Below are 25,839 nucleotides of genomic sequence, written 5' to 3'. Positions count from 1 at the left end.
TGCTTAGCGAGTGGTTACTTCAGTAGCTGCGAAAAAGTAAGCGATTTCGCGTGCAGCGGCTGCTTCCGAGTCGGAACCGTGAACAGCGTTAGCGTCGATGGATTCAGCGAAGTCAGCACGGATGGTGCCAGCAGCAGCTTCTTTAGGGTTGGTGGCGCCCATCAGTTCGCGGTTGCGAGCGATAGCGTTTTCGCCTTCCAGCACCTGAACAACAACTGGACCGGAAGTCATGAAAGCAACCAGGTCAGCGAAGAAACCGCGCTCGCTGTGCTCAGCGTAGAAACCTTCAGCTTCAGCTTTGGACAGTTGCTTCATTTTCGAAGCAACAACGCGCAGGCCAGCGTCTTCGAAACGGGTAACGATCTTACCGATAACGTTTTTAGCAACGGCGTCAGGCTTGATGATGGAGAAAGTACGTTGAACAGCCATGGTGTAACTCCAGAAACAGTGATTTAAGCGAAAAATTAAACCCGCGAATTATACGCGGGTTCTTGGGTATTGCATAATTACGAACGTTGCGGGCTTAGTCAGCCTCTTCGATCCACAAACCCTGAATGGCTTCGAGAACTTTCTCTCCGCCGCGATCCGGGATGTCATCAAAGTCCGGCAACGCCATAACCAGGTTACGCAGCTTGACGAAGTTCACTGTCAGCGGATTGATATCCGGGTGAGCTTCAGCCAGCTGTATAGCAATTTCTTGTACATCAACCCATTTCAGACTCATGACACTTCCTTGAATCAGTGCGGCGCTTCGGCAGCATGGTTGAGTGAGTATTTCGGGATTTCGACAGTAATGTCTTCAGTCCCGACCTTGGCCTGACAGCTCAGGCGCGAATGAGCTTCAAGACCCCAGGCACGATCCAGGTAGTCTTCTTCCAGCTCATCGGCTTCTTCCAACGTGTCAAAACCTTCACGAATGATGCAGTGACAGGTGGTGCAGGCACACACGCCACCGCAAGCACTTTCAATTTCGATGTGATTGTCGTGCGCCACTTCGAGAATCGACTTTCCAGTCTCGGCCTCAACGACCATACCGTCCGGGCAATGCTCGGCGTGTGGCAAAAAAATGACCTGCGGCATCGTTATTCCTCAATCTCATTCAGGTTGCGCCCCGCCAAAGCGGCTTTGACCGTCTGATCCATACGGCGGGCAGCAAAGGCATCGGTCACTTGCGACAGACGCTTGGTCTGTTGCTCGATAGCATAACCATCGGTGCCTTTTAACAGTTCGGACAATTCCTGCACTTGCAGCTCGATGACCATGCGCTCGTCGGCGTCCAGCAAACGCTCGCCGTCAACTTCAATGGCGGCCTGCACGGCTTCGATCAGACGCTGGGCATCCACTTGCTGCTCGCGCAGGACACGGGCGACTTTGTCGTCACCGGCGTACTGGAACGAATCCTTGAGCATCTTGGCGATTTCGCCATCGGTCAGACCGTAGGACGGCTTGACCTGGATGCTGGCTTCGACACCCGAGCCCAGCTCACGCGCAGAAACGTTGAGCAAACCGTCGGCATCAACCTGGAAGGTCACGCGGATTTTTGCAGCCCCGGCCACCATCGGCGGAATGCCACGCAGCTCGAAACGCGCCAGCGAACGGCAGTCACTGATCAACTCGCGCTCACCTTGCAGGACATGCACCATCATGGCTGTCTGGCCATCTTTATAGGTGGTGAAGTCTTGCGCTCGCGCCACCGGAATGGTGGTGTTACGCGGAATGACTTTTTCCATCAGGCCACCCATGGTCTCAAGACCCAGCGACAATGGAATCACGTCCAGCAGCAGTAATTCGCCACCATCGCGCTTGTTACCAGCCAGGGTGTCGGCCTGAATTGCAGCGCCGATGGCAACCACTTGATCCGGATCGATATCCGTCAGCGGCTGGCGGGCAAACATCTCGGCCACGGCTTCCCGCACACGCGGAACGCGGGTCGAGCCGCCAACCATCACCACCGCCTGAACGTCTTCCAGCTCAATATTGGCATCGCGCACGGCACGACGGCAGGCCTTGAGGCTGCGGGCGACCATGGGCTCGATAAGGGCATTGAACGCCTCGCGGGTCAACACAGACTGCCAATCGCCATAGCTGACAGGTACAGAAGCCGCATCGGTGAGCGCTTCCTTGGCCGCACAGGCCATTTGCAGCAGTTCCCGCTGAGCACCCGGAGCAAGGTCAGCCGACAATTTGGCCTGCTCAACGATCCAGTTGGCGATGGCGTGGTCAAAATCGTCGCCACCTAGAGCGCTGTCGCCCCCCGTTGCCAGAACTTCAAACACTCCACCGGTCAAACGCAGGATCGAAATATCGAACGTACCGCCACCCAGGTCATAGATGGCGACAACGCCTTCTGCCTGCTGGTCCAGACCATATGCCACCGCGGCAGCCGTTGGTTCGTTGAGCAGACGCAAAACGTTAAGCCCGGCCAGGCGTGCAGCATCTTTGGTGGCTTGGCGCTGAGCGTCATCAAAATATGCCGGAACAGTAATCACTGCCCCGACCAACTCACCACCCAGCGTTTTTTCGGCGCGCTCGCGCAGCACTTTCAGGATGTCGGCCGACACTTCTACCGGGCTTTTCGGCCCCTGTACGGTATCGATGAACGGCATATGCGACTCACCGCCCACAAAGCGGTAAGGCAGTTGCTCGCCCAATTGCTTGACGTCGGACAGACCACGACCCATCAAGCGCTTGACCGACAGCACGGTATTGAAAGGATCGCTGGAGGCCGCCTGGCGAGCAGACTCACCGACCTCGACGCGGTCTGCGTGATAACGCACCGCGGAGGGCAGGATGATTCGGCCTTCGGTATCGGCCAGCGGCTCAGAAAGACCACTGCGCAATGCAGCGACCAGCGAATTGGTAGTACCCAAGTCAATCCCCACAGCCAGACGACGCTGGTGCGGTTGAGGACTTTGGCCGGGTTCGGCGATCTGCAGTAGGGCCATCGTTATCAGGACTTATCTGTATATCAGGCGTGCAACCGTGGCGGCACTGGGTTAATCGTCGAGGCGCTCTTCTAACTGGCGCACTTCGTAGGTGAGCTTGTCGAGGAACTGCATGCGGCGCATCAGGCGCTCGGCCTGCTCGCGCTGTGCAGCATCATCCCAACAGGCAGCGAAGCTTTCATTCAACTGGTTCTGAGCAAGCTTGAGACGACGCTTGAATGCGGCAACGCCGTCGATGTTCGCGTCGTCTTGCAGCTCTTCAAGCTCTTCGCGCCACTGCATCTGCTGCATCAGAAACTCAGGGTCATGCACCGTCACTTCAAGGGGCATGTCGCCACCGCTCATCGCGAGCAGGTAACGCGCACGTTTGGAGGGGCTTTTGAGCGTCTGATAGGCCTCATTGAGGCTGGCAGATTGCTCGAGCGCCAGGCGCTGCTCACGCTCGGAAGCATCAGCAAAACGGTCTGGATGAACACCACGCGCCAACTCACGGTAACGCGTGGCCAACTGATCGAGGTCCAGATTGAAGCTCGGCTGCAGTTCAAACAAAGCAAAATGACAAGGAGTACCCACGACTGGCCTCAGATGTTGAAGCTCTCGCCGCAGCCACATTCACCGCGCACGTTAGGGTTATTGAACTTGAAGCCTTCGTTCAGGCCTTCCTTGACGAAATCCAGCTCGGTGCCGTCAAGGTAGGTCAGGCTCTTGGGATCAATGATCACTTTTTCGCCATGGGTTTCGAAGACCTGGTCTTCTGCGCCCACTTCATCGACAAACTCCAGCACATAGGCAAGACCGGAACAGCCTGTGGTACGAACACCCAGACGAATCCCCTCACCTTTGCCGCGCCCATCAAGGGAGCGGCGAATATGCCTGGCCGCCGCCTCTGTCATGCTGATAGCCATCGTGACTCCTTACCTCTCGCCAGTCTCTTCACCGGCCCGCACCCTAACAGGTATGGGCCATTCGGGTCAGATCAAACCTTTCTTCTGCTTGTAATCGCGAACGGCCGCCTTGATGGCGTCTTCAGCGAGTACCGAGCAGTGAATTTTCACAGGTGGCAAGGCCAACTCTTCAGCCAGCTGAGTGTTCTTGATGGTCTCTGCTTCATCCAGAGTCTTGCCCTTCATCCACTCAGTCGCCAAGGAGCTGGAAGCGATTGCCGAGCCGCAACCATAGGTCTTGAACTTGGCATCTTCAATGATGCCCTGCTCGTTCACCTTGATCTGCAAGCGCATTACGTCGCCGCACGCCGGTGCGCCCACCATGCCGGTGCCAACATCTGGATCTTCCGCGTTCATCTTGCCGACGTTGCGCGGGTTTTCGTAGTGGTCAATGACCTTTTCGCTGTAAGCCATGGTACTAATCCTCACTCATCAGAGTCGCTCTTCAGACGCTGTAAAACTGCTATTCGCTGCGATCCACAGCGTCTGCATGCGGCGACTTAAATTATTAGTGCGCCGCCCATTCGATTTTCGAAATGTCGATGCCGTCTTTGTACATGTCCCACAGCGGCGACAGGGCACGCAGCTTGGTAACCGCCTCGCAGACCTTCTGCGCGGCGTAATCGATTTCTTCTTCAGTGGTGAAACGGCCGAAGGTGAAACGGATCGAGCTGTGTGCCAATTCGTCGTTACGGCCCAGGGCGCGCAATACGTAGGAGGGCTCAAGAGAAGCCGAGGTGCACGCCGAACCGGAAGACACAGCCAGATCCTTGAGCGCCATGATCAGCGACTCGCCTTCAACGTAGTTGAAGCTCAGGTTGAGGTTGTGCGGAACACGGGCGGTCATGCTGCCGTTGACGTACAGCTCTTCCAGGTGTTCTACCTGCTTGAAGAAGCGGTCGCTCAGGGCTTTGATACGGACGTTTTCGGCAGCCATTTCTTCTTTGGCGATCTGGAAGGCTTCGCCCATGCCCACGATCTGGTGGGTGGCGAGGGTGCCCGAACGCATACCGCGCTCGTGACCGCCGCCGTGCATGGCAGCTTCGATACGGACACGAGGCTTACGGCTTACGTACAGTGCGCCGATGCCTTTAGGGCCGTAGGTCTTGTGAGCCGAGAAGGACATGAGGTCGACTTTCAGCTTGGCCAGGTCAATTTCAACCTTGCCAGTGGACTGAGCAGCGTCAACATGGAACAACACGCCGCGCGAGCGAGTCAGCTCGCCAATGGCGGCGATGTCATTGATGGTGCCGATTTCGTTGTTGACGTGCATGATCGACACCAGAATGGTGTCCTCACGCAGTGCCGCTTCAACCATGGCCGGGGTGACAAGGCCATCTTCACCTGGCTCGATGTAGGTCACTTCAAAGCCTTCACGCTCCAACTGACGCATGGTGTCGAGAACGGCTTTGTGTTCAATTTTGTCGGTGATCAGGTGCTTGCCCTTGGAAGCATAGAAGTGGGCTGCACCTTTGATTGCCAGGTTGTTCGCTTCGGTTGCACCGGAAGTCCAGACAATTTCACGCGGATCAGCATTCACCAGATCAGCAACCTGACGGCGAGCGTTCTCTACGGCTTCTTCAGCTTTCCAGCCGAATACGTGGGAGCGCGAAGCAGGGTTACCGAAGTTCCCGTCAACCAGCAGGCAGTCACTCATTTTTTGAGCAACACGCGGATCAACCGGGGTGGTGGCTGAGTAATCAAGGTAAATCGGCAATTTCATGGACTATCTCCTAAATCAGGCTGGCTGGCGCACCGTCGTTTTTATGTAATCACTCGACGGCGGACGCTTCGATCTTATCCAGGTGCGGCGCCTTGCCATTACAGCGGCGCTGATCCTGACGCTGGGCTACTTCTTGTACCTCACGGCGAGTAACAAGATCAGCCAAGCTGATACCACTGAGAAATTCGTGGATTTGCAGGCTCAAATCGCACCACAAGTGGTGGGTCAGACACGTGTCGCCGGCATGGCAATCGCCCAGGCCCTGGCAACGCGTTGCGTCGACCGATTCGTTCACTGCATCAATCACCTGGGCAACCTGAATACCTTGCATGTCGCGCGACAGCTGGTAGCCGCCGCCAGGGCCTCGCACGCTGGAAACCAGGCTGCTGCGGCGCAATTTGGCGAACAGTTGCTCAAGGTAGGAAAGAGAGATGCCTTGGCGTTCAGAAATATCAGCCAGGGACACCGGCCCGTGCTGCGCGTGCAACGCCAAATCGAGCATTGCAGTCACGGCGTAACGGCCTTTTGTAGTCAGTCTCATGGACAGGTACCACGGAATTCGGAATGGAGGCGAGTATGCTATTCCCGACTGTTTAAGTCAACTATTAGACCTAGTACTTTAGTCGGGATTACCCGCAAAGAGCGGCGGCATTGTAGCAGGGTCTGCGGCGTAATGGCACAGCAAGCAAATCCTTCGAGCACTGATAATCAAAGTGGGAGCGGGCTGCGCGCCATGGCGTCGAGAGCGCCCTTCTGGCAAGCCGCATCGGGGCTATTGCAAGCGAGCCCGCCCCCACCGATCACTCACACCGCCTTGCTTTCATCCTTGCCCTGAACACAAGCGAAGTCTTCTTCACGCAGCTCCGGCAGTTCTTTGGCGCAGTATGGGCTGCCCAGATCTTTCAGTGCGCCGCACATGCCATCCAGCTTGCCGTCAACCGCCTGCAAGTGATCCAGCAACTGCGCAATGGCGCGCGCTACCGGGTCCGGCATGTCTTCACTGACGCCATAGGCATCAAAACCTATTTTTTCAGCCATAGCCTTACGCTTGGCTTCAGCCTCATCATCACTTTTAACAATGATACGGCCCGGAATACCCACAACCGTCGCCCCGGCCGGCACCGCCTTGGTCACCACCGCATTGGAGCCCACCTTGGCCCCTGCACCGACTGTGAAAGGCCCCAACACTTTGGCGCCTGCGCCGACAACCACTCCATTCTCAAGTGTTGGATGGCGCTTGCCCTTGTTCCAACTGGTTCCGCCCAGGGTTACGCCCTGATACAAGGTGACGTCATCACCGATTTCAGCAGTTTCACCAATCACGATGCCCATGCCGTGATCGATAAAGAAACGTCGCCCCACCTTGGCGCCCGGATGGATCTCGATACCGGTCAACCAGCGACCAAAGTTCGACACCAGACGTGCAAGCCACTTCCAGCCAGCATTCCACAACCACCCAGAAAGACGATGAAGCCAAATGGCATGCATGCCCGGATAGCAGGTCAGCACTTCGAATGCATTGCGTGCCGCCGGGTCACGATGGAAAACGCTTTGAATATCTTCACGCAGACGCTCGAACATCATTAATCCTTGCGCTTGAGCAGCTCGCCACGGGCCGCTTTTTGGGTTTCGGTGAGAATGCCACGCAAAATGTTCATTTCTGCCCGACTGACCGAGCTGCGCCCGTAAAGCCTGCGCAGGCGCGCCATCAAATGGCGCGGCTTTTCCGGATCCAGAAATTCGATGGCCACCAATGTCTGCTCCAGATGCTCGTAAAAGCGCTCCAGCTCATCCATCGTCGCCAACTCCCCACTTTTAGTGGAGGCGACTTCTTCTTTTTCAATTTTGCTGGGCTGGCCTTGAGCCGCCAACCAAGCCATGCGGATTTCATAGCTCAACACCTGCACAGCCGCACCCAGGTTCAGAGAGCTGAACTCAGGGTCTGATGGGATGTGCACGTGGTAGTGACAGCGCTGTAATTCCTCATTGGTCAGGCCGGAATCTTCACGACCAAACACCAACGCAATTTCAGCACCCTGCCCCGCCTCTTCGACGACTTTATGCCCACACTCACGCGGATCCAACAGAGGCCAGGGAATACGCCGATCGCGCGCACTGGTGCCCAACACCAGGTTGCACCCTACCAGCGCTTCTTCCAGCGAGCCGACAACTTGTGCGTTTTCGAGAATGTCGCCTGCGCCTGAGGCCCGCGCATCGGCTTCGTGGTGGGGAAACACCCTTGGCTCAACCAGAACCAACCGCGACAACCCCATGTTTTTCATGGCTCGCGCAGCACCGCCGATGTTCCCGGGATGACTGGTATTGACCAGAACGACACGAATATTAGACAGCAATGGGAGCGCTCACAGACTGGTAAAAGGGAGCAAATCTTACCTAAGCCCACCACCTTAAGCTACGCAAGCTCACGCAAACCTTCATCTGCCAAAATTTTCTGTTAGAATGTGCGGCTTTCTTTAACGACCTAGGTGAAACGTCCATGCAGCCCATGCTGAATATCGCGCTGCGCGCCGCCCGCAGCGCCAGTGAATTGATTTTCCGCTCCATCGAGCGCCTGGATACCATCAAGGTTGACGAAAAAGACGCCAAGGATTACGTCTCTGAAGTCGATCGTGCTGCTGAACAGAAAATCATCGACGCCTTGCGCAAGGCTTACCCGACGCACGGCATTCTCGGTGAAGAAACCGGCCTGCACGCAGGCAGCGGCGAAGGTGAAGACTACCTGTGGATCATTGATCCACTGGACGGTACCACCAACTTCCTGCGCGGCATTCCTCACTTCGCCGTCAGCATCGCCTGCAAATACCGTGGCCGTCTTGAACACGCTGTTGTGCTTGACCCGGTTCGCCAGGAAGAATTCACCGCCAGCCGTGGTCGTGGCGCTCAACTAAACGGCCGCCGCCTGCGCGTCAGCGGTCGCACCAGCCTGGAAGGCGCCCTGCTGGGTACCGGCTTCCCGTTCCGCGACAATCAGATGGACAACCTGGACAACTACCTGGGCATGTTCCGCAGCCTGGTCGGCCAAACTGCCGGTATCCGCCGCGCAGGCGCTGCCAGCCTGGACTTGGCCTACGTAGCAGCCGGTCGTTTTGATGCATTCTGGGAGTCAGGCCTGTCTGAATGGGACATGGCTGCCGGCGCACTGCTGATTCAAGAAGCAGGCGGCCTGGTCAGCGACTTCACTGGTAGCCACGACTTCCTTGAAAAAGGTCACATCGTTGCTGGCAATACCAAGTGCTTCAAAGCCGTACTGACAGCCATCCAGCCGCACCTGCCAGCCTCGCTGAAACGCTAAGCGAAGCCCAAGCACAAAAAAAGCACCTTTCAAGGTGCTTTTTTTATGCCTGCATGACCTGTAAGAGCTAGCTTGTCTCGCGATTTTTTATAAGGTCAAAAGATCGCGAGACGAGCTCACTCCTACAGGGCAGCGGCTTAATTCAGAATCAGATTACCTTGCTTGTCCACAGCAATCTGGTTACCTGGCTCGCGATCCATACGCACCTTGCCTTCCTTGCCATCCAGCGTGTAACGCACGTCATAACCAATCACCTTGTCACTGATGTCGTTGACCGTGTTACAGCGCGTCTGAGTCGTAGAGTACGTATCTCGCTCCTGCATGCCTTCCTGCACCCGGTTACCTGCGTAACCCCCTCCCAATGCACCCGCTACGGTAGCAATTTTCTTGCCGCTACCGCCGCCGACCTGATTACCCAACAGGCCGCCCGCCACCGCACCAATCACGCTACCGACAATTTGATGCTCATCCTTGACCGGCGCACGGCGTGTAACCGTGACGTCTTTACACACCTCGCGCGGGGTTTTGATTTGCTGAGTGACCGGCTGAACAGCCAACACCTGAGCAAACTCTGGGCCTTTAACCAAGCTGTAGGTAGCAACAGCACCCCCGGCAGTTACACCGACAGCACCCAGCACAGCACCCACCAGCAAAGACTTGTTCACGTGAACCTCCAGACCATCACAGGTGGGAATATTCCCACATCCATCACTCCCAGCCTTGGAGCATAAAAAAAGGCGCGAGTTCAATACTCGCGCCTTTCTGGTGACTGCCGGGATTAACGGATCGTTAAGGACGGTCGTCGATTTCTTTCTCGCTCGCCGCTGGCGGAATCAAATCCTCAGCGCTGAGCTTCAGCCAGATCAACACCACGTTCGCGATGTAGATGGACGAGTAAGTACCCGCCATCACACCCACGAACAGTGCGATCGAGAAGCCCCACAGGTTGTCACCACCAAAGATCAACAGCGCAGCGATCGCCAGCAAGGTCGACACCGAAGTCGCAACAGTACGCAACAGGGTCTGCGTGGTCGAGATGTTGATGTTCTCTACCAGCGTCGCCTTGCGCAGCACCCGGAAGTTCTCACGAACCCGGTCGAATACCACGATGGTGTCGTTGAGCGAGTAACCGATAATCGCCAGTACCGCCGCCAGCACCGTCAGGTCGAAGGTGATCTGGAAGAACGACAGCACGCCCATGGTCACGATCACGTCGTGAACCAGGGAAACGATCGCGCCGACCGCAAACTTCCACTGAAAGCGGAAAGCCAGGTACAGCATGATCCCGCCCAGCGCCATCAGCATGCCGAGGCCACCCTGGTCGCGCAGCTCTTCACCGACCTGCGGGCCGACAAACTCAACGCGCTTGATGACCGCAGGGTTGGCCGAATCGGCCTCACCCAGCGCAGCTGCGACCTTGTTGCCCAGCAACGGGTCATCGCCCGGCATGCGCACCAGCAGGTCAGTTGTCGCACCAAAGCTCTGCACCACGGCGTCGTGGAAGCCGGCCGAAGCCAGCTCATCACGCACCTTGGTCAGATCCGCCGGCTTCTCGTAGGTCAGCTCGATGAGCGTACCGCCGGTGAAGTCCAAGCCGTAGTTCATGCCCTTGTGGAACATGCTGAACAACGCCAGCACGGTGAGCAGCACAGTGACGCCGAACGCAATGTTTCGCACGCCCATGAAGTTGATAGTACGTAACATGGCAGCCCCTTAAATCCACAACTTCTTGAAGTCCCGACCGCCGTAGATCAGGTTGACCAAAGCGCGGGTCACCATGATGGCCGTGAACATAGAGGTGAAGATACCGAGCGACATGGTGACCGCGAAGCCTTTAACCGGCCCGGTACCCATGGCGAACAGAATCCCGCCGACCAACAGGGTTGTCAGGTTGGAGTCGACAATCGCCGTGAATGCGCGATTGAAGCCTTCATTGATCGCCCGCTGAGGTGTCATGCCACTGGCCAGTTCCTCGCGAATACGCGAGAAGATCAGTACGTTGGCGTCGACCGCCATACCCATCGTCAGAACGATACCGGCAATACCCGGCAGGGTCAGGGTCGCACCCAGGATCGACATCAAGGCCAACAGCAGCACCATGTTGCCGGCCAGTGCCACCGTCGCAATCACACCGAAGAAGCGGTAGATGGCGATGATGAAGATCGACACAAACAGCATGCCCCACAGGGAAGCATCGACACCCTTGGCAATGTTGTCCGCACCCAGGCTCGGGCCAATCGTACGTTCTTCAGCGAAGTACATCGGTGCAGCCAGACCACCGGCACGCAACAGCAATGCCAGCTCGGAAGCTTCACCCTGGCCATTCAGACCGGTGATCCGGAACTGGCTACCCAGCGGCGACTGAATGGTCGCCAGGCTGATGATCTTCTTGTCTTCCTTGAACGACTGAACCGGCACGTCCTTCTCAACACCGTCAACCACTTGCTTGGTGTAAGTCGTCACCGGGCGTTGCTCGATGAAGATTACCGCCATGCTGCGGCCTACGTTGCTGCGCGTAGAACGGCTCATCAGCTCGCCGCCGTGACCATCAAGCTTGATGTTCACCTGTGGGCGGCCGTGCTCGTCAAAGCCCGCCTGAGCGTCAGTCACCTGGTCGCCGGTAATGATCAAGCTGCGCTCGATCTGGGCAGGTGGACGATTGCCCTCACGGAATTCGAAAGTCTCGGAAGTGGCTTTGGATGCACCCGGCTCGGCAGCCAGGCGGAACTCAAGGTTGGCCGTCTTGCCCAGAATACGCTTGGCTTCGGCGGTGTCTTGCACGCCCGGCAATTCAACCACGATGCGGTTGGCACCCTGACGCTGAACCAGAGGCTCGGCAACACCCAACTCGTTCACCCGGTTACGGACGGTTGTCAGGTTTTGCTTGATGGAATATTCACGGATTTCCGCCAGCTTGGCCGGGGTCATCGCCAGACGCAGAACCGGCTGGCCATTGAGGTCCGCTGCCGTTACGTCAAAGTCATTGAAGTTCTTGCGAATCAGGTTGCGCGCTTGCTCACGGGTTGCCTCATCGCTGAAACCCAGCTGAACGGCCCCATTGAGTTGCGGCAGACTGCGGTAACGCACTTTCTCTTTACGCAGCAGGCTTTTGACATCGCCTTCGTACACTTTCATGCGTGCATCAACGGCTTTGTCCATGTCCACTTCCAGCAAGAAGTGCACACCACCCGACAAGTCCAGACCCAATTTCATTGGGTGAGCACCCAGGTTACGCAACCACTGAGGCGTCGTTTGCGCCAGGTTGAGCGCTACGACAAAGTCGTCCCCCAACGCCTTGCGCACGATGTCCTTGGCTGGCAACTGGTCGTCTTTCTTGGCCAGACGCAGCAAACCGGTTTTACCGCCCTGAACCAGAGAAGCACCTTTGACGACGATACCGTCATCAGTCAGCGCCTTGCTTGCGCGGTCCAGATCAGCTTCAGTCACCTGCAATGCCGTGCTCGCACCCGACACCTGAATGGCCGGGTCATCCGGGTACAGATTGGGAGCGGAATAAATAAAACCGATCGCCAGCACTGCCAGGATCAGTATGTATTTCCACAGAGGGTATTTGTTCAGCATCAATCACGCCGCCCGCTTAAAACGCGGGGCGCCTTGCGCGCCCCGTCGATTGTTAAAAGTTGAAACTTAGATCGCTTTCAGCGTGCCTTTCGGCAGCGTGGCCGCAACCGAGCCCTTCTGAATTTTCAGCTCTACAGTGTCAGACACTTCGATGACAACAAAAGCGTCAGATACTTTAGTGATTTTGCCGGCGATACCGCCAGTGGTCACAACTTCATCACCCTTTTGCAGGTTGCCCAACAGAGCTTTCTGCTCTTTGGCACGCTTGGCTTGTGGACGCCAGATCATCAGATAGAAGATAACCAGGAAGCCGATCAGGAAAATCCATTCAAAGCCACCGCCCATAGGGGCAGCGGCTGCAGGTGCGGCACCGTCCGCGAAAGCGGAAGAGATGAAAAAGCTCATTAAGCACTCCAGTTGCAAAGTTGGTTCTTAAAGGTACGAAACTTAGTCCAAGGGCGGCACAGGCAGCCCGCGCTTGGCATAGAAGGCATCGACAAAGGTGGCCAATGTACCCTGTTGAATAGCCTCGCGCAAACCAGCCATCAGCACCTGATAGTGCCGCAAATTGTGGATGGTATTGAGCATGCTACCCAGCATTTCGCCGCACTTGTCCAAATGGTGCAGATAAGCGCGAGAGAAGTTCTGGCAGGTGTAGCAGTCGCAGGTCGGATCCAGCGGCGAATCATCGTAACGATGGAACGCATTGCGGATCTTCAAAACACCCGTGTCGATAAACAGATGCCCATTGCGGGCATTGCGGGTTGGCATCACGCAATCGAACATGTCCACACCGCGGCGCACACCCTCGACCAGATCTTCCGGCTTGCCAACCCCCATAAGGTAACGAGGTTTGTCAGAAGGCATCATCGCCGGCAAGTAATCCAGCACCTTGATCATCTCGTGCTTGGGTTCACCCACCGACAGACCGCCGATGGCCAGGCCGTCAAAACCGATCTTGTTCAAGCCTTCGAGCGAACGCTCGCGCAGATTCTGGTGCATGCCGCCCTGCACGATACCGAACAAGGCCGCCGTGTTATCGCCATGGGCGTTTTTAGAGCGCTGAGCCCAGCGCAAGGAGAGCTCCATCGATACACGGGCAACCTCTTCGTCGGCCGGGTACGGCGTGCACTCGTCAAAAATCATCACAACGTCAGAGCCCAGGTCACGCTGAACCTGCATCGACTCTTCAGGCCCCATGAACACCTTGGCGCCGTCAACCGGAGATGCGAAGGTCACGCCTTCTTCTTTAATCTTGCGCATGGCACCCAGGCTGAACACCTGGAAACCACCGGAGTCGGTCAGGATCGGGCCTTGCCACTTCATGAAGTCGTGCAGATCGCCGTGCTTCTTGATCACCTCGGTACCCGGACGCAGCCACAGGTGAAAGGTGTTCCCCAGAATCATGTGCGCGCCGATGGCTTCAATATCACGCGGCAACATGCCCTTGACCGTACCGTAGGTGCCCACCGGCATAAAGGCCGGGGTTTCAACGACACCACGGGGGAAGGTGAGGCGACCACGACGAGCCTTGCCATCAGTGGCCAGCAGCTCGAAGGACATACGACAGTTGCTCATGCTTGATCCTCTGGGGCCGGGGCTGGAGCCGTCGGCGCGGGATTGCGGGTGATGAACATTGCATCACCGTAACTAAAGAAGCGGTATCCATGCTCAACCGCAGCCTGGTAGGCCGCCATGGTTTCGGGATAACCGGCGAACGCCGAAACCAGCATCAACAGCGTGGATTCCGGCAAATGGAAGTTCGTCACCAGGGCATCGACCACATGAAACGGCCGGCCCGGGAAGATGAAAATATCGGTATCGCCACTGAACGGCTTCAACACGCCGTCGCGGGCCGCGCTTTCTAGCGAGCGCACGCTGGTGGTGCCTACCGCAATCACCCGACCGCCGCGCGCACGGCACGCCGCCACGGCGTCGACCACATCCTGACCGACCTCAAGCCACTCTGTGTGCATGTGATGGTCTTCAAGACGCTCAACCCGCACCGGCTGGAACGTACCCGCCCCCACGTGCAGCGTTACGAACGCTGTTTCGACGCCCTTGGCGGCAATGGCCTGCATCAGCGGTTCATCGAAATGCAGCCCAGCGGTCGGCGCAGCCACCGCACCCAGGCGCTGCGCGTAAACCGTTTGATAACGCTCGCGGTCCGCACCCTCGTCCGGGCGATCGATATAAGGCGGCAGCGGCATATGCCCGACGCGATCCAGCAGCGGCAATACCTCATCGGCAAAGCCCAACTCAAACAGCGCATCGTGGCGCGCCAGCATCTCGGCCTCGCCGCCGCCATCAATCAGGATCTTTGAACCTGGTTTTGGCGACTTGCTGGAGCGCACATGCGCCAGCACCCGATGACTGTCGAGCACACGCTCAACCAGAATCTCCAGCTTGCCGCCCGACGCCTTTTGGCCGAACAGCCGGGCTGGAATCACCCGGGTATTGTTAAACACCATCAAATCGCCTGGACGCAAATGTTCAAGCAAATCAGTGAATTGACGATGTGCCAGTGCCCCACTCTCCCCATCCAGGGTCAGCAGGCGACTGTTGCGGCGCTCCGCCAAAGGATGGCGTGCGATGAGTGAATCAGGGAGCTCGAAAGTAAAGTCAGCAACGCGCATGATAGGTTTCGTCTAGCAGGGCCGGGGAGTTTAACGGACTTAGTAAAAATAGACCAATAAGTTGTTGACCGACCTAAAAGTCGTCTCTATACTTCGCCGCCATTGAGCCCTGATGGCGGAATTGGTAGACGCGGCGGATTCAAAATCCGTTTTCGAAAGGAGTGGGAGTTCGAGTCTCCCTCGGGGCACCATCTTAAAAAAAGACCTTGAATTTCAAGGTCTTTTTTTTCGTCTGTAGAAAAGTGGCGCAGCGCATCCTGTCGTCGCCGAGGCTAGAAGGCTGTGAGCGGCTCTCTTAGATCAAAAGATCGCGAGGCAAGCTCGCTCCTACAGATAGCTTGTGCCTCGCCCCTGGATTGCCCTTTTAAACGCAGCACGTTACTCTCCCGCCGTCGCTGCACATTCAGCGACCGGACGTCGCGGTCCGAGCATATACAGGCGCACAGGCGCCACCATTTCAATAGCTGGCGCTTTTTTGTGCCCGCTAGTCTGTTATGGCGGCTGTGTGTGGGAGACCTTCGGGTCTGCCGGGGTTCCTGTATGCCCGGTCCGCGAACCCGCACATGGCTGCCACCCTTACTCGTTTCGCGGCGAACTGTGGCAGCTCCTCACATACAGGAGTTACGCCCAATGACACGCCCTGCATACCCTTTACTCCATACCACCGGCGCTGCCACGTTCGGCACGTGCAATGCTCAGAAACAACGCTTGTTCAGCGTCAATGCGGGTATTTCAGGCATTGATGCGATGGAGCACGCTTCTCTGCTAATGAACTGCGTCAATACGCTGTCGTTTCTCGGGGCTTTGGACGATGGCGACGAAGCCATGCGCTGGGCTTCGCACTATCTCAGCGAGATGGCTAAAGCAGTCATTGATGACCTGACGATAGGGCTTCAACAAGCCCAAGTAGGGGATGTGTAAGTTAGACCGTACAGGGATAAAGTTTTAAGCCTGCAACACGCTTGCAGGCTTAATTGATGAAGATCATTCAACCCAAAGCAGCACGTGCATGCCTTGATTGCCGCAAACCTTTGCTTGCTGTTTACAGGCTGAATTCTTTTAATGCTTCAAACGCGATGCTGTCATCCAACTGCCCTCCAGGTGCCCCGCCTACGCCAATGGCACCTACGACGGTGTCGTTATGTTTAATCAATACACCGCCGCGCAGGAAAATAATATTGTCCTGCCCATTACTTAGCGTCGAGAGTACAAACTTATTCATATAGGTGGGATCACCTTTATGAATAGTGGCGATGAGGTCGCTTGTGTTCTCTTTGGCTGCGAAAGCGGTAAAGGCTTTTTTGAATGAGGTCTTGGGTGTATGCGGTAAAGCTTCGTCAGCACGCACGGTGGCCAAAATAACGCCATTGGCATCGACCACTGTTACCGCCACGTTATAGCCCTGTTTCAAACCAATACTCACCGCGCTCTGCGCCAGAGAGGTTGCCTGCGTCGAAGTGATTGCCTTGTCAGCGGCAAAAGCAGTACCAGACAACGTAAGAAACAAAATAGTTGTAACTCCGATCTTCTTAAACATAGCTAAAGCCTCTTGTGGTTAGTATTGCGCTTAGGAAAAACGCCGACAGGAGAATTGCTTTATCCACGAACTATTAGCAAACGCAATATATTTCATGACTTATCAATTATGCTTCGTGCTCCTGCGCCAGGGCTTTAAGTGCTCGCATGCCAACCTACAACTTACTTGCTCATCATTTACTTATAACATCCGCCAGCACTTTAAATATTTAGCTACAACTTACCGACAGGCCACATCCAGTGATGTACTGACTCTACGGCCTCCATTGGAAAAGCAGGCTGGGTTCTCTTATGATCGTCGGCGCCCTGAAACACTCAAGCGCTCATTAAGGACCCCGCACCATGGAAATCCCGCTGGAAACCGTCGCCCTTTTCTCACTCAAACTCGCTTACGAAGCTGACGGTCAAAGCCCGATTCTGCGTGATGATTTGGTCATGGGTGACTATCAGCGTGATGTGTTTGAGTTTCTGGTGCGCAAGGGCGATTTGAATACGATCAAGGCCAAGTTGGATGAGTGCATCGACCTGGCCATGGATGCGATTGGCGGTGCGGATTCGCCCATGGGTCGCGAGTTGCAGAAGCTGGCGCTTGGGCTCCAACAGGCGCACAGCCTGGAGCAACTGAACGCACCGCTGCTGATGCTCCAGAATTATTTGAAAGACATTCTGTGATCACTGGTCTTTGAAGGTCTCGATGTAAGCGAGCAAGTTGGCGATCTTTTCCGGGTCGCTGATGCCCCAGAAGATCATGCGCGTGCCCTTCACAACTTTTTTCGGAGCTTCGATGTAGGCAGCAAGGGTTTCCGGAGTCCAGACCACGCCGGAATTTTTCATGGCATCCGAAAACTGGTAACCCGGCAAGCTCCCGGCCTGTCGACCGATGACACCGTTGAGGTGCGGCCCGAATCCACTGCGGGCGTTTTCACCGATGCTATGGCAACCACCACAGGTCTTGGTAAATAACTTGCCGCCCGCTTCTGCGTCGCCCGCCGCCGCAGCCCAGGCGCTAAACAGCCCGGCATTGAGGATCAAGGCGAAGGTCAGTAAGGCTCGGTGCTTCATAGGTGGCTCCACATCAGGTCTGGGTGTTCAGGCAGGCGCCAATATAGCCCAGCCGTCAATCCCATCACGAGATCCAGGTCATCTCTTTCATGCAGCCATCCGTATCGAGCAAGGTGAGAGGCGCACCTTAAGTGCTAGCCGGAGAACCCGCCACTCTCCAGAAATCTGAACTCATCTTGCGTCGAGACACGCCCCAAAACCGCGTTGCGATGAGGGAAACGCCCGAACCGTTCAATAATGTCAGCGTGCTCTTTGGCCCAGCGTGTGTCTTTAGGGTTAAGCGCCTCATGCAGTTGTAACGACAGTCGCTGGTCCTCGGCGTCCTCGGAGTGCTCGAACGGCAAGTAGCAAAAGCCGCGCAACGTGATGTCGATCTGTTGATCCAAGCCCGCCTCAATCACCTTATTGGCATAAAAGCGCGCCAGCGGGTCGGTGGCAAACATGTGCGCGGTGCCCCTAAAGGCATTGCGAGGGTATTGGTCCAGCAACAACAGCAATGCCAGCGCGCTTTCGGGCTCGTCCAGCCAGTGCTCCAGCTCGCGCCTAGCAGCCTGGAAATGCGCGGTATAAAACGTTTCACGAAAGCGTTTATCGAAAGCTTCGTCCTTGGCAAACCAATGCTTGGGGCCTGCCTGTTTCCAGAATTCAATAACCGCCTGCGGGGTAGTGTCAGTCGTCGTCACGTTCGGCTGCTCCGTGGTTACCAGTCAAGTCGTGCAACCAGCTTAGACGTTACTGGTGCAAAATTTGCCCAGCCAGTAACACCACGGCAATGACGATCATGATGGCACCTGATATGCGGCTGACGTTTTGCGCCGCACTGGGTCGTGTCTGCAAGACAGCTTTGGCACCGAAACCAACCATCAGGTACACCACGCCACAACTGAATGCATGCAGTGCGCCCAGGGCGGCGATTTGCGCCGGTATCGGCCACACCGACAGCGGATCGGTGAACTGCGGCAACAAGGCCAAAAACAACAGAAACACCTTGGGGTTCAAACCGCTGACGCACAGCCCCTTCCAGGCCCAGCGCAACCCGGAGTCTGCCACCTGCACAGCGCCGGATTCGGGCGTCGAGGGGTGGCGAATCATGCTGACGCCCAACCAGAGCAAATACCCGGAGCCAGCGAGGGTCATCACCCGCAAGATCATCGGATTGCTCGCCACCAGCCCGCCAACCCCTGCGGCCACTACCACCGTCGCCAACAAATGCCCCGAGAGCAAACCCGCCACCGCAGGCGTCACCAAACGCCCGCGCATGCCGGCAGAAATCGCGTAGGCCCAGTCTGCGCCGGGGGTAATGATGAACAGAAAAGACACCGCCCAAAAAGCGGCCAATACGCTGAGAGTCACGGTTTTCTACCTTCTAGAGTGAGCCTGGAGGGGGTGTGCGGGCACTGTGTGAAAGCGTTCGCGACCAGTAGAAGAATAGGGAAATCCTGATAGGATTATCTTTCGTTTATACCCATACAGCGCTATCAACCTAGAAGGTTCTTCCAAGTGGATCGAATTGACCGCAAGATTCTCGCTGAGCTGCACGCCGACGGGCGCTTGTCCCTCACTGAACTCGCAGAACGTGTGGGGTTGAGCCTTTCCCCGTGCCACCGACGCGTGAGGGCGCTGGAGGAAGCGGGCGTGATCCTGGGTTATCGCGCCCTGCTGGCGCCCAAGGAACTGGGCTTGAGTTTTTCAGCCATCGTGTTCGTGACCTTGCGCGAAGTGACCCGCCAGGCCATCGCTGACTTTGAGGCGGCGCTGCCGCAAATCCCACAGATCATCGAAGCGCAACGCTTGTTCGGCGACCCTGATTATCTGCTGCAAGTCATAACCAAAGACTTGCCGGCCTTTCAGCGCCTCTACGATGAGCACCTCACCTCATTGCCCAACGTGCAGCGGTTGGTGTCCACGCTGGTCATGAAAAACGTCATCAATGACCGAGTATTGCCGCTTTAAAACAGAGGGTGACTATCAGCGTTCCAGCCGTTATCACATCGTCACTCATTAAATATTTTGGCTTTCTCGCCGATAGCACGGTGCTACTTTTCGCAGCATTGCCGGCGACTCCTGCACGATTTCAAGTCATGACCTTGACCCGATCATCGTTCAACGGGCGCAACGCTTGCGCCGGTTTATACAGGAGCGACAAACGGTTGATGTCATGCGTCAATCTGCCATCAACGCCCAAAACGGGCGCACATCCTGCAAAGGGATGGCTTGCTTAACCTCTAATAATTCCAAGGAAGATGTTGTGATCAAACCTCTCGCACTCGCTGTTAGTGTCGCCGGCGCCCTGCTGTCGACCCAAGGTCATGCCTATAACTACGGCGAACATGCTGCTACTACCCTCGATAAACTGATTAACGAGTACCCGGGCCGCTACCGTGGCACGGCCAATTTTGCGGGTGCCGCTGACTGGATGCAGAGCCAGATGGGCGATGCCTACAGCATCAGCCGGCAGGATTTTTCCTGGGGCACAGGTAACAGCCGTAGCTCGCAGAACGTGGTCGCTTTCGCGGCGGGCACTCAGCCGCAATACGTGGTGATTGGCGCGCACTTTGACACCTACTTTGGCCGCCCTACGCTACAAGGCCTGGATGACAATGGCTCCGGTGCCAGCGTGCTCACCGAAGTCGCCCGCAACCTTAATGGCGTGCCCCTGGAATATGGCCTGCAAGTCATAGGCTTTGGCGCTGAGGAAGAAGGCCTGCAAGGCTCCAAAGCTTTCGTCAACAGCCTGAGCGCCAGCCAGCGCGAAAACATGCTGGCCATGATCAACCTCGACAGCCTGATCACCGGCGACATGATGTACGCCCACTCTGGCAAGAACAGTGTCAGCAACCCGGGGCTGGCTTCGTTGCGTGAACATGCGTTCAAGCTTGCCAAAGAGCTCAATATCAATCTGTTCACCAACCCAGGACTGGATGCCGCCTACCCGGCAGGCACCGGTTGCTGCAGTGACGGTGAGTCATTTGAAAAGCTGAACATTCCGGTGCTCTATGTCGAGGCGACCAACTGGGAACTCGGTGATCTGGACGGCTACACCCAGACCAGCAATCCGGCCATTGCCGGCGGCTCGACCTGGCATGACCCCAAAAAAGACAACGAAGCGGTACTCACCAACGCTTTCGGCCAAGAACGTATCGACCAACGCCTGCGCGACTATTCGCGACTGCTCAGCCGTCTGGTGCTGGAGCTGACCAACGCTGACGTGATGGCTTCCACCGCGTCAGGCGGCGCAGTTGCGCGCACGATGCAGGACAACCTGCAGCGCCAGCATCAAGCTCAGGTCAACCTGTTGGATCGTCGCTGGCTGACACTGCAAGCGGCCAGCCGTGACGTTGGCAGCTTCGATGGTGAAATCGGCCTGGATGGTGAGTACACCGCAGACAGTGGTCCGTTCAACGAAGGTCGTCGCCTTGGCCTGCATGCCCTGGGCGACTACCAACTGACCTCAAGCCTGAGCGTCGGCGCCAGCCTGAGCTACCTGAACGGACGCGACAAGCTGGAACGCGGCGGTAAACTCGACAGCGAAAGCTGGCAGGCGGCGATCTACGCCTTGCTCAATGACGGTGGCCCGCTGTGGTTGGCCGGCGATCTGAGCGCAGGCACCACCCGCTTCGACAGCAAACGCAATCTGGTGATTCAGGCCAACGGCGGCCCTGTGCTGCTGAGCCAGAAACTCACCGGCAAGACCGACGCCCTGAGCCTGGGTGCCCGCGTCATCGGCGGCTATGACTTTGATTTCGGCGCACTCAAAAGCGGCCCATTCGCCGGTCTGGACTACAGCCATTACCGCATCGATAAATTTCATGAAAAGCAGGATCTGCGCACCGCTCTGAGCTACCAAGAGCAGAGCTTCGACTCTGTGCAGGGCAGCCTGGGTTGGCGGGCACGCGGCACCTTCGATTTACCCGCTGGTATGAGCCTGCAACCTTACGGCGACATTGCCTGGGTCAAGGAAATGGGTGACGGGCGCCTGGAGGACATTCTGCTGACCAGTCGTGCCGACGGACAGGCGCGCAATGCGCGTCTGGGCAGTGTCGACAAGAGTTATGGCCGCGCCCAGGTTGGCAGCCAACTCGCCATCACCCCACAACTGGGGCTGTATGCCGAGATCAACGGCCGTCTGGGTAACGATGAAGGCAGCCAGACCGGCTACTCCATCGGGGCACATTGGTTGTTCTGATTGATCGTGGTTAGCCGGCGGCGCTCAGGCGCCTCCGGCCTTTAAACACGAAAAAATCCCATCAGCTAAAGACGTCACTGAGAGGCTCTGCGATCCGCAAATGGCCAATACCTCACGCGGCGGACCGGTGTACATTTTCATTAAGTAGTGCGGGTGACACATCCAAGTGCACGCGTCTATCAATGGCCAACACTCGGTAGCCCCCGGCGCAAAGGCATTCTGTAATTGCGCCAACCTCAAACAAATTAATTCTGAAATTTAGGAAGCATCCTACAGACCATGATGCTAGTTACTGCTAGCTTAGTTAATGAAGTTAAGCAGTCAACTTAAATTTAAGGATTTAAGCATGAACATACGCAAGACCTCCTTAACGACTTGGCGTGCCTTGGGTGCTATTTACAACGTATACAAAGGCTATTTAGTGGGCTGGCAACATGTTTCCGGCAAGGTTAGTCCTCTGCGTTAAAGTTCAAGCATATTTTTGTACACCCCAACTTTATTCGGTGCCTCTCTGCGGGGTATTAACGGGCAAGCATTGCTGGAGACTAAGTTATGAGGCTCATTTGCGTTCCGCCAGTTGCTACATCACTCATAGCCACCACCGAAAATATCTTGCATATCGCACCTGTTTCCAAGCGCTGGAAAACTGATGCTCCCAGTAATATCGCTTTTCTGCCCCCGACAATAACCAAACAAACGCTGCTCATCCAGATTGGACTTCTGCGCCCATCAACCATCGTTGTTGGAGACCAGCTCATCGATCCGGACATTATTGACCAATGGCGTATATCCCACCCCTTTGGTGAACTCTTACTTGTTCGCAGAGGCACGAGCCTGGATAAAGTGCGACTGGATCAATGCGAATCCAATCGCATTCGAGTGGTTAATACTCCGGGTATAAACGCACCGCATGTCGCAGCTTATATCGCGCATTGGCTGACACTGGCCGATGGTTCCCTGCCCCATGATGTTTGCATACTGGGCTATGGCAATGTGGGTAAAGAGCTTGTTAAGTTGCTGCTGGATCGAGATCCAGATATTCGGATCAAGGTGCTGTCGCGACACGGTCAAGCGCCAGACCCTACCGGTAAAGCCTTTTGTGACAGCAAAGTAACATTTGTCGAGGACTGGCTTGAGGCGTTGCAAGGTGCCTATGCTGTCGCCATTTGCTTGTCCTTGAATGTTGAAACCGTTCATCGCATTGATCAGAGGCTTATTGAGTCTATGCACAGGCAGGCTCGCTTGGTCTGTGTCGCCAAACCGGATGTCTTTAGCGATGACGCTTTGCAGGCACTGGCAGTGGCTGAAGGCATCCAGCTTGTATTGGACTATGGGCCAGCGACCCTGGATGCGTTTCGGGCGCGCACCCAAGCGCTAGGCTGTAGTTCAGCTACGTGGTGCAAGCCCGTGACGCTGACGACACAGGCCGCCACCACCGAGGCCTGCAATCACGACCTTGACTATGCCGTCTCAGTGCAACTGAGTCTGACGGCCTTGCGCAGTCTGGTCAGGCGCAAACTTGCTCAATCCTTGAAGCTTCCCTCTGAGCAAGGACAGGTCGCTGGACCACGCGTCTCGATAATCGGCAGAGGTATTAATGGCCTGCTCCAGGCGGTGATGTGCCGCTTGGCAAATTATCAGGTCACCGTCTACGGAGGGGATCAGGAGAGCGATGGAGCCAGTCACAAGCCTGTGAACATGCGTCATCTGTCTGCAACAGAAACAGTCGCAAAGCCGCTGCATAATCCCTATCTGTTCCCCGCCAATGAGTCTTTGGCCGTTGAGTGCAATCGCGCCGGCATAGAGCTTTTTGAAAAGCTGCTGGTCGACAACCCGTCATTGTTACCCTTCGCCAAGGCGCGGATTATTCGAGCCTACAGGGAGGATGCCAATGGCGTAGAGGCTGCAATCCAGGAGCAACGAGATATTGAAAAGAGGCCTTGGCCGAGTGGCAAGCCGGGATGCGATATCGAAGAGATCAGTCAACAGCAATTGCAAGTAAGGTATGGAGTCTCAGGGATGGGTCGCGCTATTGAGGTATCGGGCTACGATCTGGAGTTTCTCAAGGTAATGCCGCAGATCGTGACGTTGCTGCAGCGCGCCGGGGTTCAGTTTGTGCACCAGCATCTGAGTCGTAACCAAATAACCGAGCTGAGTAAGGATAACTTCGTCGTCACTGCCATGGGAGTGGAACAACCAGAAGTCATACCGATCATGGGCTGGTTTTTCAAACTGAGTGCTGTCGGCAATGAAGGTGCCGACATGCGTGGGCTAAAACTGCAGTACGACCTGCCCATCGGTGCCATGAATTGCCGCCTGGATGGGGACTGCATTCTTGTCTCCGGCGGACAGGTTCCGCCCGATGCGACACCGGATTATAAGGAGCAAATACTCGCAGCGTGCCTGGCCGCAATATCTCGACACTTCCCAAACTCTTATAGTTTCGCAATCAAACGTGGCAACTTACAGATAATCGACTGTGCTCGACCCGGCACTTTAGATGGTCTATCAATCGTGCACTGGTGTGCATTCAATCAAATTACGGCCGGTGCAACTTATGCGGGAGGTACCACACAGGGATTAGTATGGGCTTCTTTGGCCCAGGAACTTATCCAGACAAAAGCGCTTGAGGTTTCAAGACTTTGTTTAAAAAAACATACTGTTTAATGACGGGCATTATTCAACTGTCCAACAGGGTACTTATTTATTTAAGGTTGGGGTATTAGCACCTTGCACTGGTCGTGATAGCTACTTCCTACTGCTTACACTTGGGCCAACACTCGACGACACTCAAGCTCCCGATAAAAACAACAACGAAACATCACTTGAGGTATTGGAATGAACCGATCCAAATGTACTTGGCTTTTCTTGACCATGGTTTCTCTGACGGGCGTTAGCAATAGCGTCCAGGCAGGCTCTACGCTAGATACCATTGAGAAGAAAGGCTTAATTCAATGCGGTGTATCCGATGGATTACCAGGTTTCTCGGTTCCGGATGCCAAGGGCAAGATCCTCGGGATCGATGCTGATTTCTGTCGCGCAGTGGCAGCTGCCGTGTTTGGCGATGCCACCAAAGTCAAGTTCAGCCAGCTAAATGCCAAGGAGCGTTTTACCGCGCTTCAGTCTGGCGAGGTCGACATTCTAGCTCGCAACACCACATGGACCAGCTCTCGCGATTCGGGCATGGGTATGAAGTTCCCGGGGTTTGTCACTTACTATGACGGTGTCGGCTTCCTGGTTAACCAGAAGCTGGGTGTTAAAAGCGCCAAGGAACTGAACGGTGCAACCATCTGTATCTTGGCCGGGACCACCACTGAACTAAACGTTTCCGATTACTTCCGTGCCCAAAACCTGAAGTACACCCCGATCACGTTCGACACCTCCGATGAAAGCGCCAAGTCGCTGGAATCCGGTCGTTGCGACGTATTGACCTCCGACAAATCCCAGCTCTACGCACAGCGCAGCAAGCTAGCCACGCCTGCTGACTACGTGGTTCTGCCAGAAACCATTTCCAAAGAGCCTCTGGGCCCTATGGTGCGTAACGGCGACGAGGACTGGCTGGCCATCGTGCGCTGGGTGGGCTTCGCCATGCTCAACGCTGAAGAAGCCGGTATCACATCGAAAAACGTTGAAGTCCAAGCGAAAACCACCAAGAACCCTGACGTAGCCCGGCTACTGGGTGCTGATGGCGAATATGGCAAAGACCTGAAACTGAGGAAAGATTGGGTCGTACAGATCGTCAAGCAGGTTGGCAACTACGGTGAAGTGTTCGAGAAAAACCTCGGCAAGAGCAGTCCACTTGAAATCGATCGTGGCCTGAATGCGTTGTGGAACAACGGCGGCATTCAATACGCCCCCCCTGTGCGCTGATCGTTGTTTGTTCTATCACCCGGTGAGCCAACCGCCGGGTGA

Annotated in this window: 28 protein-coding genes and 1 tRNA gene; 8 read left to right on the top strand and 21 right to left on the bottom strand. The window is 56.0% G+C overall.

All coding sequences use genetic code 11. The annotated features are described in order from the left end of the window. Positions 1-3 precede the first annotated feature (3 nt). The 11 genes from ndk to trmJ all read right to left on the bottom strand — a co-directional run bounded on the left by ndk (position 4) and on the right by trmJ (position 7,966). Positions 4-429: a nucleoside-diphosphate kinase gene (gene ndk / locus NTD86_RS02760; protein ID WP_262200616.1), complete on the bottom strand. Its 426-nt coding sequence runs from the start codon at positions 427-429 to the stop codon at positions 4-6. Positions 430-523: 94 nt separating this feature from the next. Further along, complete coding sequence (gene iscX, locus NTD86_RS02755; RefSeq protein ID WP_262200615.1) at positions 524-724, bottom strand: Fe-S cluster assembly protein IscX; 201 nt, start codon at positions 722-724, stop codon at positions 524-526. A gap of 14 nt (positions 725-738) precedes the next feature. Further along, positions 739-1,080 (bottom strand): ISC system 2Fe-2S type ferredoxin, encoded by a 342-nt coding sequence (gene fdx, locus NTD86_RS02750; RefSeq protein ID WP_153328855.1) that lies wholly within the window; start codon positions 1,078-1,080, stop codon positions 739-741. A gap of 2 nt (positions 1,081-1,082) precedes the next feature. Further along, positions 1,083-2,945, bottom strand: a complete 1,863-nt coding sequence (gene hscA / locus NTD86_RS02745) for a Fe-S protein assembly chaperone HscA (RefSeq protein WP_262200614.1) — start codon at positions 2,943-2,945, stop codon at positions 1,083-1,085. Between the two features lie 51 nt (positions 2,946-2,996). After that, positions 2,997-3,518, bottom strand: coding sequence for a co-chaperone HscB (gene hscB, locus NTD86_RS02740; protein WP_262200613.1), 522 nt, complete (start codon positions 3,516-3,518; stop codon positions 2,997-2,999). Positions 3,519-3,526: 8 nt separating this feature from the next. Then, on the bottom strand, positions 3,527-3,850 hold the full coding sequence (gene iscA, locus NTD86_RS02735; RefSeq protein WP_262200612.1) for an iron-sulfur cluster assembly protein IscA: 324 nt from the start codon (positions 3,848-3,850) through the stop codon (positions 3,527-3,529). A gap of 66 nt (positions 3,851-3,916) precedes the next feature. Next, the gene (gene iscU, locus NTD86_RS02730) at positions 3,917-4,303 is read right to left on the bottom strand and encodes a Fe-S cluster assembly scaffold IscU (RefSeq protein WP_007929523.1); all 387 of its coding nucleotides are present in this window, start codon (positions 4,301-4,303) and stop codon (positions 3,917-3,919) included. 94 nt (positions 4,304-4,397) lie between these two features. Next, positions 4,398-5,612 (bottom strand): IscS subfamily cysteine desulfurase, encoded by a 1,215-nt coding sequence (locus NTD86_RS02725; protein ID WP_048367095.1) that lies wholly within the window; start codon positions 5,610-5,612, stop codon positions 4,398-4,400. Positions 5,613-5,661: 49 nt separating this feature from the next. After that, positions 5,662-6,153 (bottom strand): Fe-S cluster assembly transcriptional regulator IscR, encoded by a 492-nt coding sequence (iscR, locus tag NTD86_RS02720; RefSeq protein ID WP_047273839.1) that lies wholly within the window; start codon positions 6,151-6,153, stop codon positions 5,662-5,664. A 263-nt stretch (positions 6,154-6,416) separates the two neighbouring features. Next, positions 6,417-7,193, bottom strand: a complete 777-nt coding sequence (cysE, locus tag NTD86_RS02715) for a serine O-acetyltransferase (protein WP_262200611.1) — start codon at positions 7,191-7,193, stop codon at positions 6,417-6,419. 2 nt (positions 7,194-7,195) lie between these two features. Beyond that, positions 7,196-7,966, bottom strand: coding sequence for a tRNA (cytosine(32)/uridine(32)-2'-O)-methyltransferase TrmJ (gene trmJ / locus NTD86_RS02710; protein ID WP_262200610.1), 771 nt, complete (start codon positions 7,964-7,966; stop codon positions 7,196-7,198). Between the two features lie 143 nt (positions 7,967-8,109). Between trmJ and suhB the strand changes: the two genes are divergently transcribed. Further along, positions 8,110-8,925: an inositol-phosphate phosphatase gene (gene suhB / locus NTD86_RS02705; RefSeq protein ID WP_262200609.1), complete on the top strand. Its 816-nt coding sequence runs from the start codon at positions 8,110-8,112 to the stop codon at positions 8,923-8,925. A 137-nt stretch (positions 8,926-9,062) separates the two neighbouring features. Here suhB and NTD86_RS02700 read toward each other — a convergent pair whose 3' ends face one another. The 6 genes from NTD86_RS02700 to queA form a co-directional block, all read right to left on the bottom strand. Further along, positions 9,063-9,590, bottom strand: a complete 528-nt coding sequence (locus NTD86_RS02700; protein ID WP_262200608.1) for a glycine zipper 2TM domain-containing protein — start codon at positions 9,588-9,590, stop codon at positions 9,063-9,065. A gap of 124 nt (positions 9,591-9,714) precedes the next feature. Beyond that, complete coding sequence (secF, locus tag NTD86_RS02695) at positions 9,715-10,629, bottom strand: protein translocase subunit SecF (RefSeq protein WP_262200607.1); 915 nt, start codon at positions 10,627-10,629, stop codon at positions 9,715-9,717. Between the two features lie 9 nt (positions 10,630-10,638). Next, a complete protein-coding gene (gene secD, locus NTD86_RS02690) occupies positions 10,639-12,507 on the bottom strand; it encodes a protein translocase subunit SecD (protein ID WP_262200606.1) in 1,869 nt (622 codons plus the stop codon). A gap of 66 nt (positions 12,508-12,573) precedes the next feature. Next, positions 12,574-12,912, bottom strand: coding sequence for a preprotein translocase subunit YajC (yajC, locus tag NTD86_RS02685; RefSeq protein WP_262200605.1), 339 nt, complete (start codon positions 12,910-12,912; stop codon positions 12,574-12,576). A gap of 42 nt (positions 12,913-12,954) precedes the next feature. Next, positions 12,955-14,070, bottom strand: coding sequence for a tRNA guanosine(34) transglycosylase Tgt (gene tgt / locus NTD86_RS02680; protein WP_262200637.1), 1,116 nt, complete (start codon positions 14,068-14,070; stop codon positions 12,955-12,957). A gap of 11 nt (positions 14,071-14,081) precedes the next feature. Then, positions 14,082-15,143 carry a tRNA preQ1(34) S-adenosylmethionine ribosyltransferase-isomerase QueA gene (gene queA, locus NTD86_RS02675; protein WP_262200604.1) on the bottom strand — a complete coding sequence of 354 codons (1,062 nt, stop codon included), beginning with the start codon at positions 15,141-15,143 and terminating at the stop codon, positions 14,082-14,084. A gap of 106 nt (positions 15,144-15,249) precedes the next feature. On the opposite strand from queA, the gene NTD86_RS02670 reads away from it, so the two are divergent. Both NTD86_RS02670 and NTD86_RS02665 read left to right on the top strand, forming a co-directional pair. Next, positions 15,250-15,334, top strand: a tRNA-Leu gene (locus NTD86_RS02670). A gap of 439 nt (positions 15,335-15,773) precedes the next feature. Continuing rightward, complete coding sequence (locus NTD86_RS02665; RefSeq protein WP_262200603.1) at positions 15,774-16,064, top strand: DUF3077 domain-containing protein; 291 nt, start codon at positions 15,774-15,776, stop codon at positions 16,062-16,064. A gap of 121 nt (positions 16,065-16,185) precedes the next feature. Here the strand turns inward: NTD86_RS02665 and NTD86_RS02660 are convergent, their stop codons facing one another. Beyond that, entirely contained in the window at positions 16,186-16,680 is a 495-nt protein-coding gene (locus NTD86_RS02660; protein WP_262200602.1) for a GlcG/HbpS family heme-binding protein, read from the bottom strand. A 341-nt stretch (positions 16,681-17,021) separates the two neighbouring features. On the opposite strand from NTD86_RS02660, the gene NTD86_RS02655 reads away from it, so the two are divergent. Further along, complete coding sequence (locus NTD86_RS02655; protein WP_262200601.1) at positions 17,022-17,351, top strand: hypothetical protein; 330 nt, start codon at positions 17,022-17,024, stop codon at positions 17,349-17,351. On the opposite strand, the gene NTD86_RS02650 is transcribed toward NTD86_RS02655, so the two are convergent. The 3 genes from NTD86_RS02650 to NTD86_RS02640 form a co-directional block, all read right to left on the bottom strand. After that, the gene (locus tag NTD86_RS02650; protein ID WP_262200600.1) at positions 17,352-17,741 is read right to left on the bottom strand and encodes a c-type cytochrome; all 390 of its coding nucleotides are present in this window, start codon (positions 17,739-17,741) and stop codon (positions 17,352-17,354) included. It lies immediately after the preceding gene. 134 nt (positions 17,742-17,875) lie between these two features. Continuing rightward, the gene (locus NTD86_RS02645) at positions 17,876-18,424 is read right to left on the bottom strand and encodes a DUF924 family protein (RefSeq protein WP_262200599.1); all 549 of its coding nucleotides are present in this window, start codon (positions 18,422-18,424) and stop codon (positions 17,876-17,878) included. A gap of 49 nt (positions 18,425-18,473) precedes the next feature. Continuing rightward, positions 18,474-19,094: a LysE family translocator gene (locus tag NTD86_RS02640; RefSeq protein WP_262200598.1), complete on the bottom strand. Its 621-nt coding sequence runs from the start codon at positions 19,092-19,094 to the stop codon at positions 18,474-18,476. 147 nt (positions 19,095-19,241) lie between these two features. On the opposite strand from NTD86_RS02640, the gene NTD86_RS02635 reads away from it, so the two are divergent. From NTD86_RS02635 to NTD86_RS02620, 4 genes are all read left to right on the top strand, one after another. After that, complete coding sequence (locus NTD86_RS02635) at positions 19,242-19,694, top strand: Lrp/AsnC family transcriptional regulator (protein ID WP_262200597.1); 453 nt, start codon at positions 19,242-19,244, stop codon at positions 19,692-19,694. Positions 19,695-19,989: 295 nt separating this feature from the next. Then, positions 19,990-21,927, top strand: a complete 1,938-nt coding sequence (locus tag NTD86_RS02630) for an autotransporter domain-containing protein (RefSeq protein WP_262200596.1) — start codon at positions 19,990-19,992, stop codon at positions 21,925-21,927. Positions 21,928-22,479: 552 nt separating this feature from the next. Then, positions 22,480-24,594 (top strand): FAD-dependent oxidoreductase, encoded by a 2,115-nt coding sequence (locus tag NTD86_RS02625; protein WP_262200595.1) that lies wholly within the window; start codon positions 22,480-22,482, stop codon positions 24,592-24,594. Between the two features lie 207 nt (positions 24,595-24,801). Then, a complete protein-coding gene (locus NTD86_RS02620) occupies positions 24,802-25,797 on the top strand; it encodes an amino acid ABC transporter substrate-binding protein (protein WP_262200594.1) in 996 nt (331 codons plus the stop codon). The last annotated feature ends 42 nt before the right edge of the window (positions 25,798-25,839 follow it).

The sequence above is a fragment of the Pseudomonas sp. 7P_10.2_Bac1 genome (assembly GCF_025465935.1).
GTDB lineage: Bacteria > Pseudomonadota > Gammaproteobacteria > Pseudomonadales > Pseudomonadaceae > Aquipseudomonas.
This window is presented reverse-complemented; position numbering and strand designations above follow the sequence as displayed.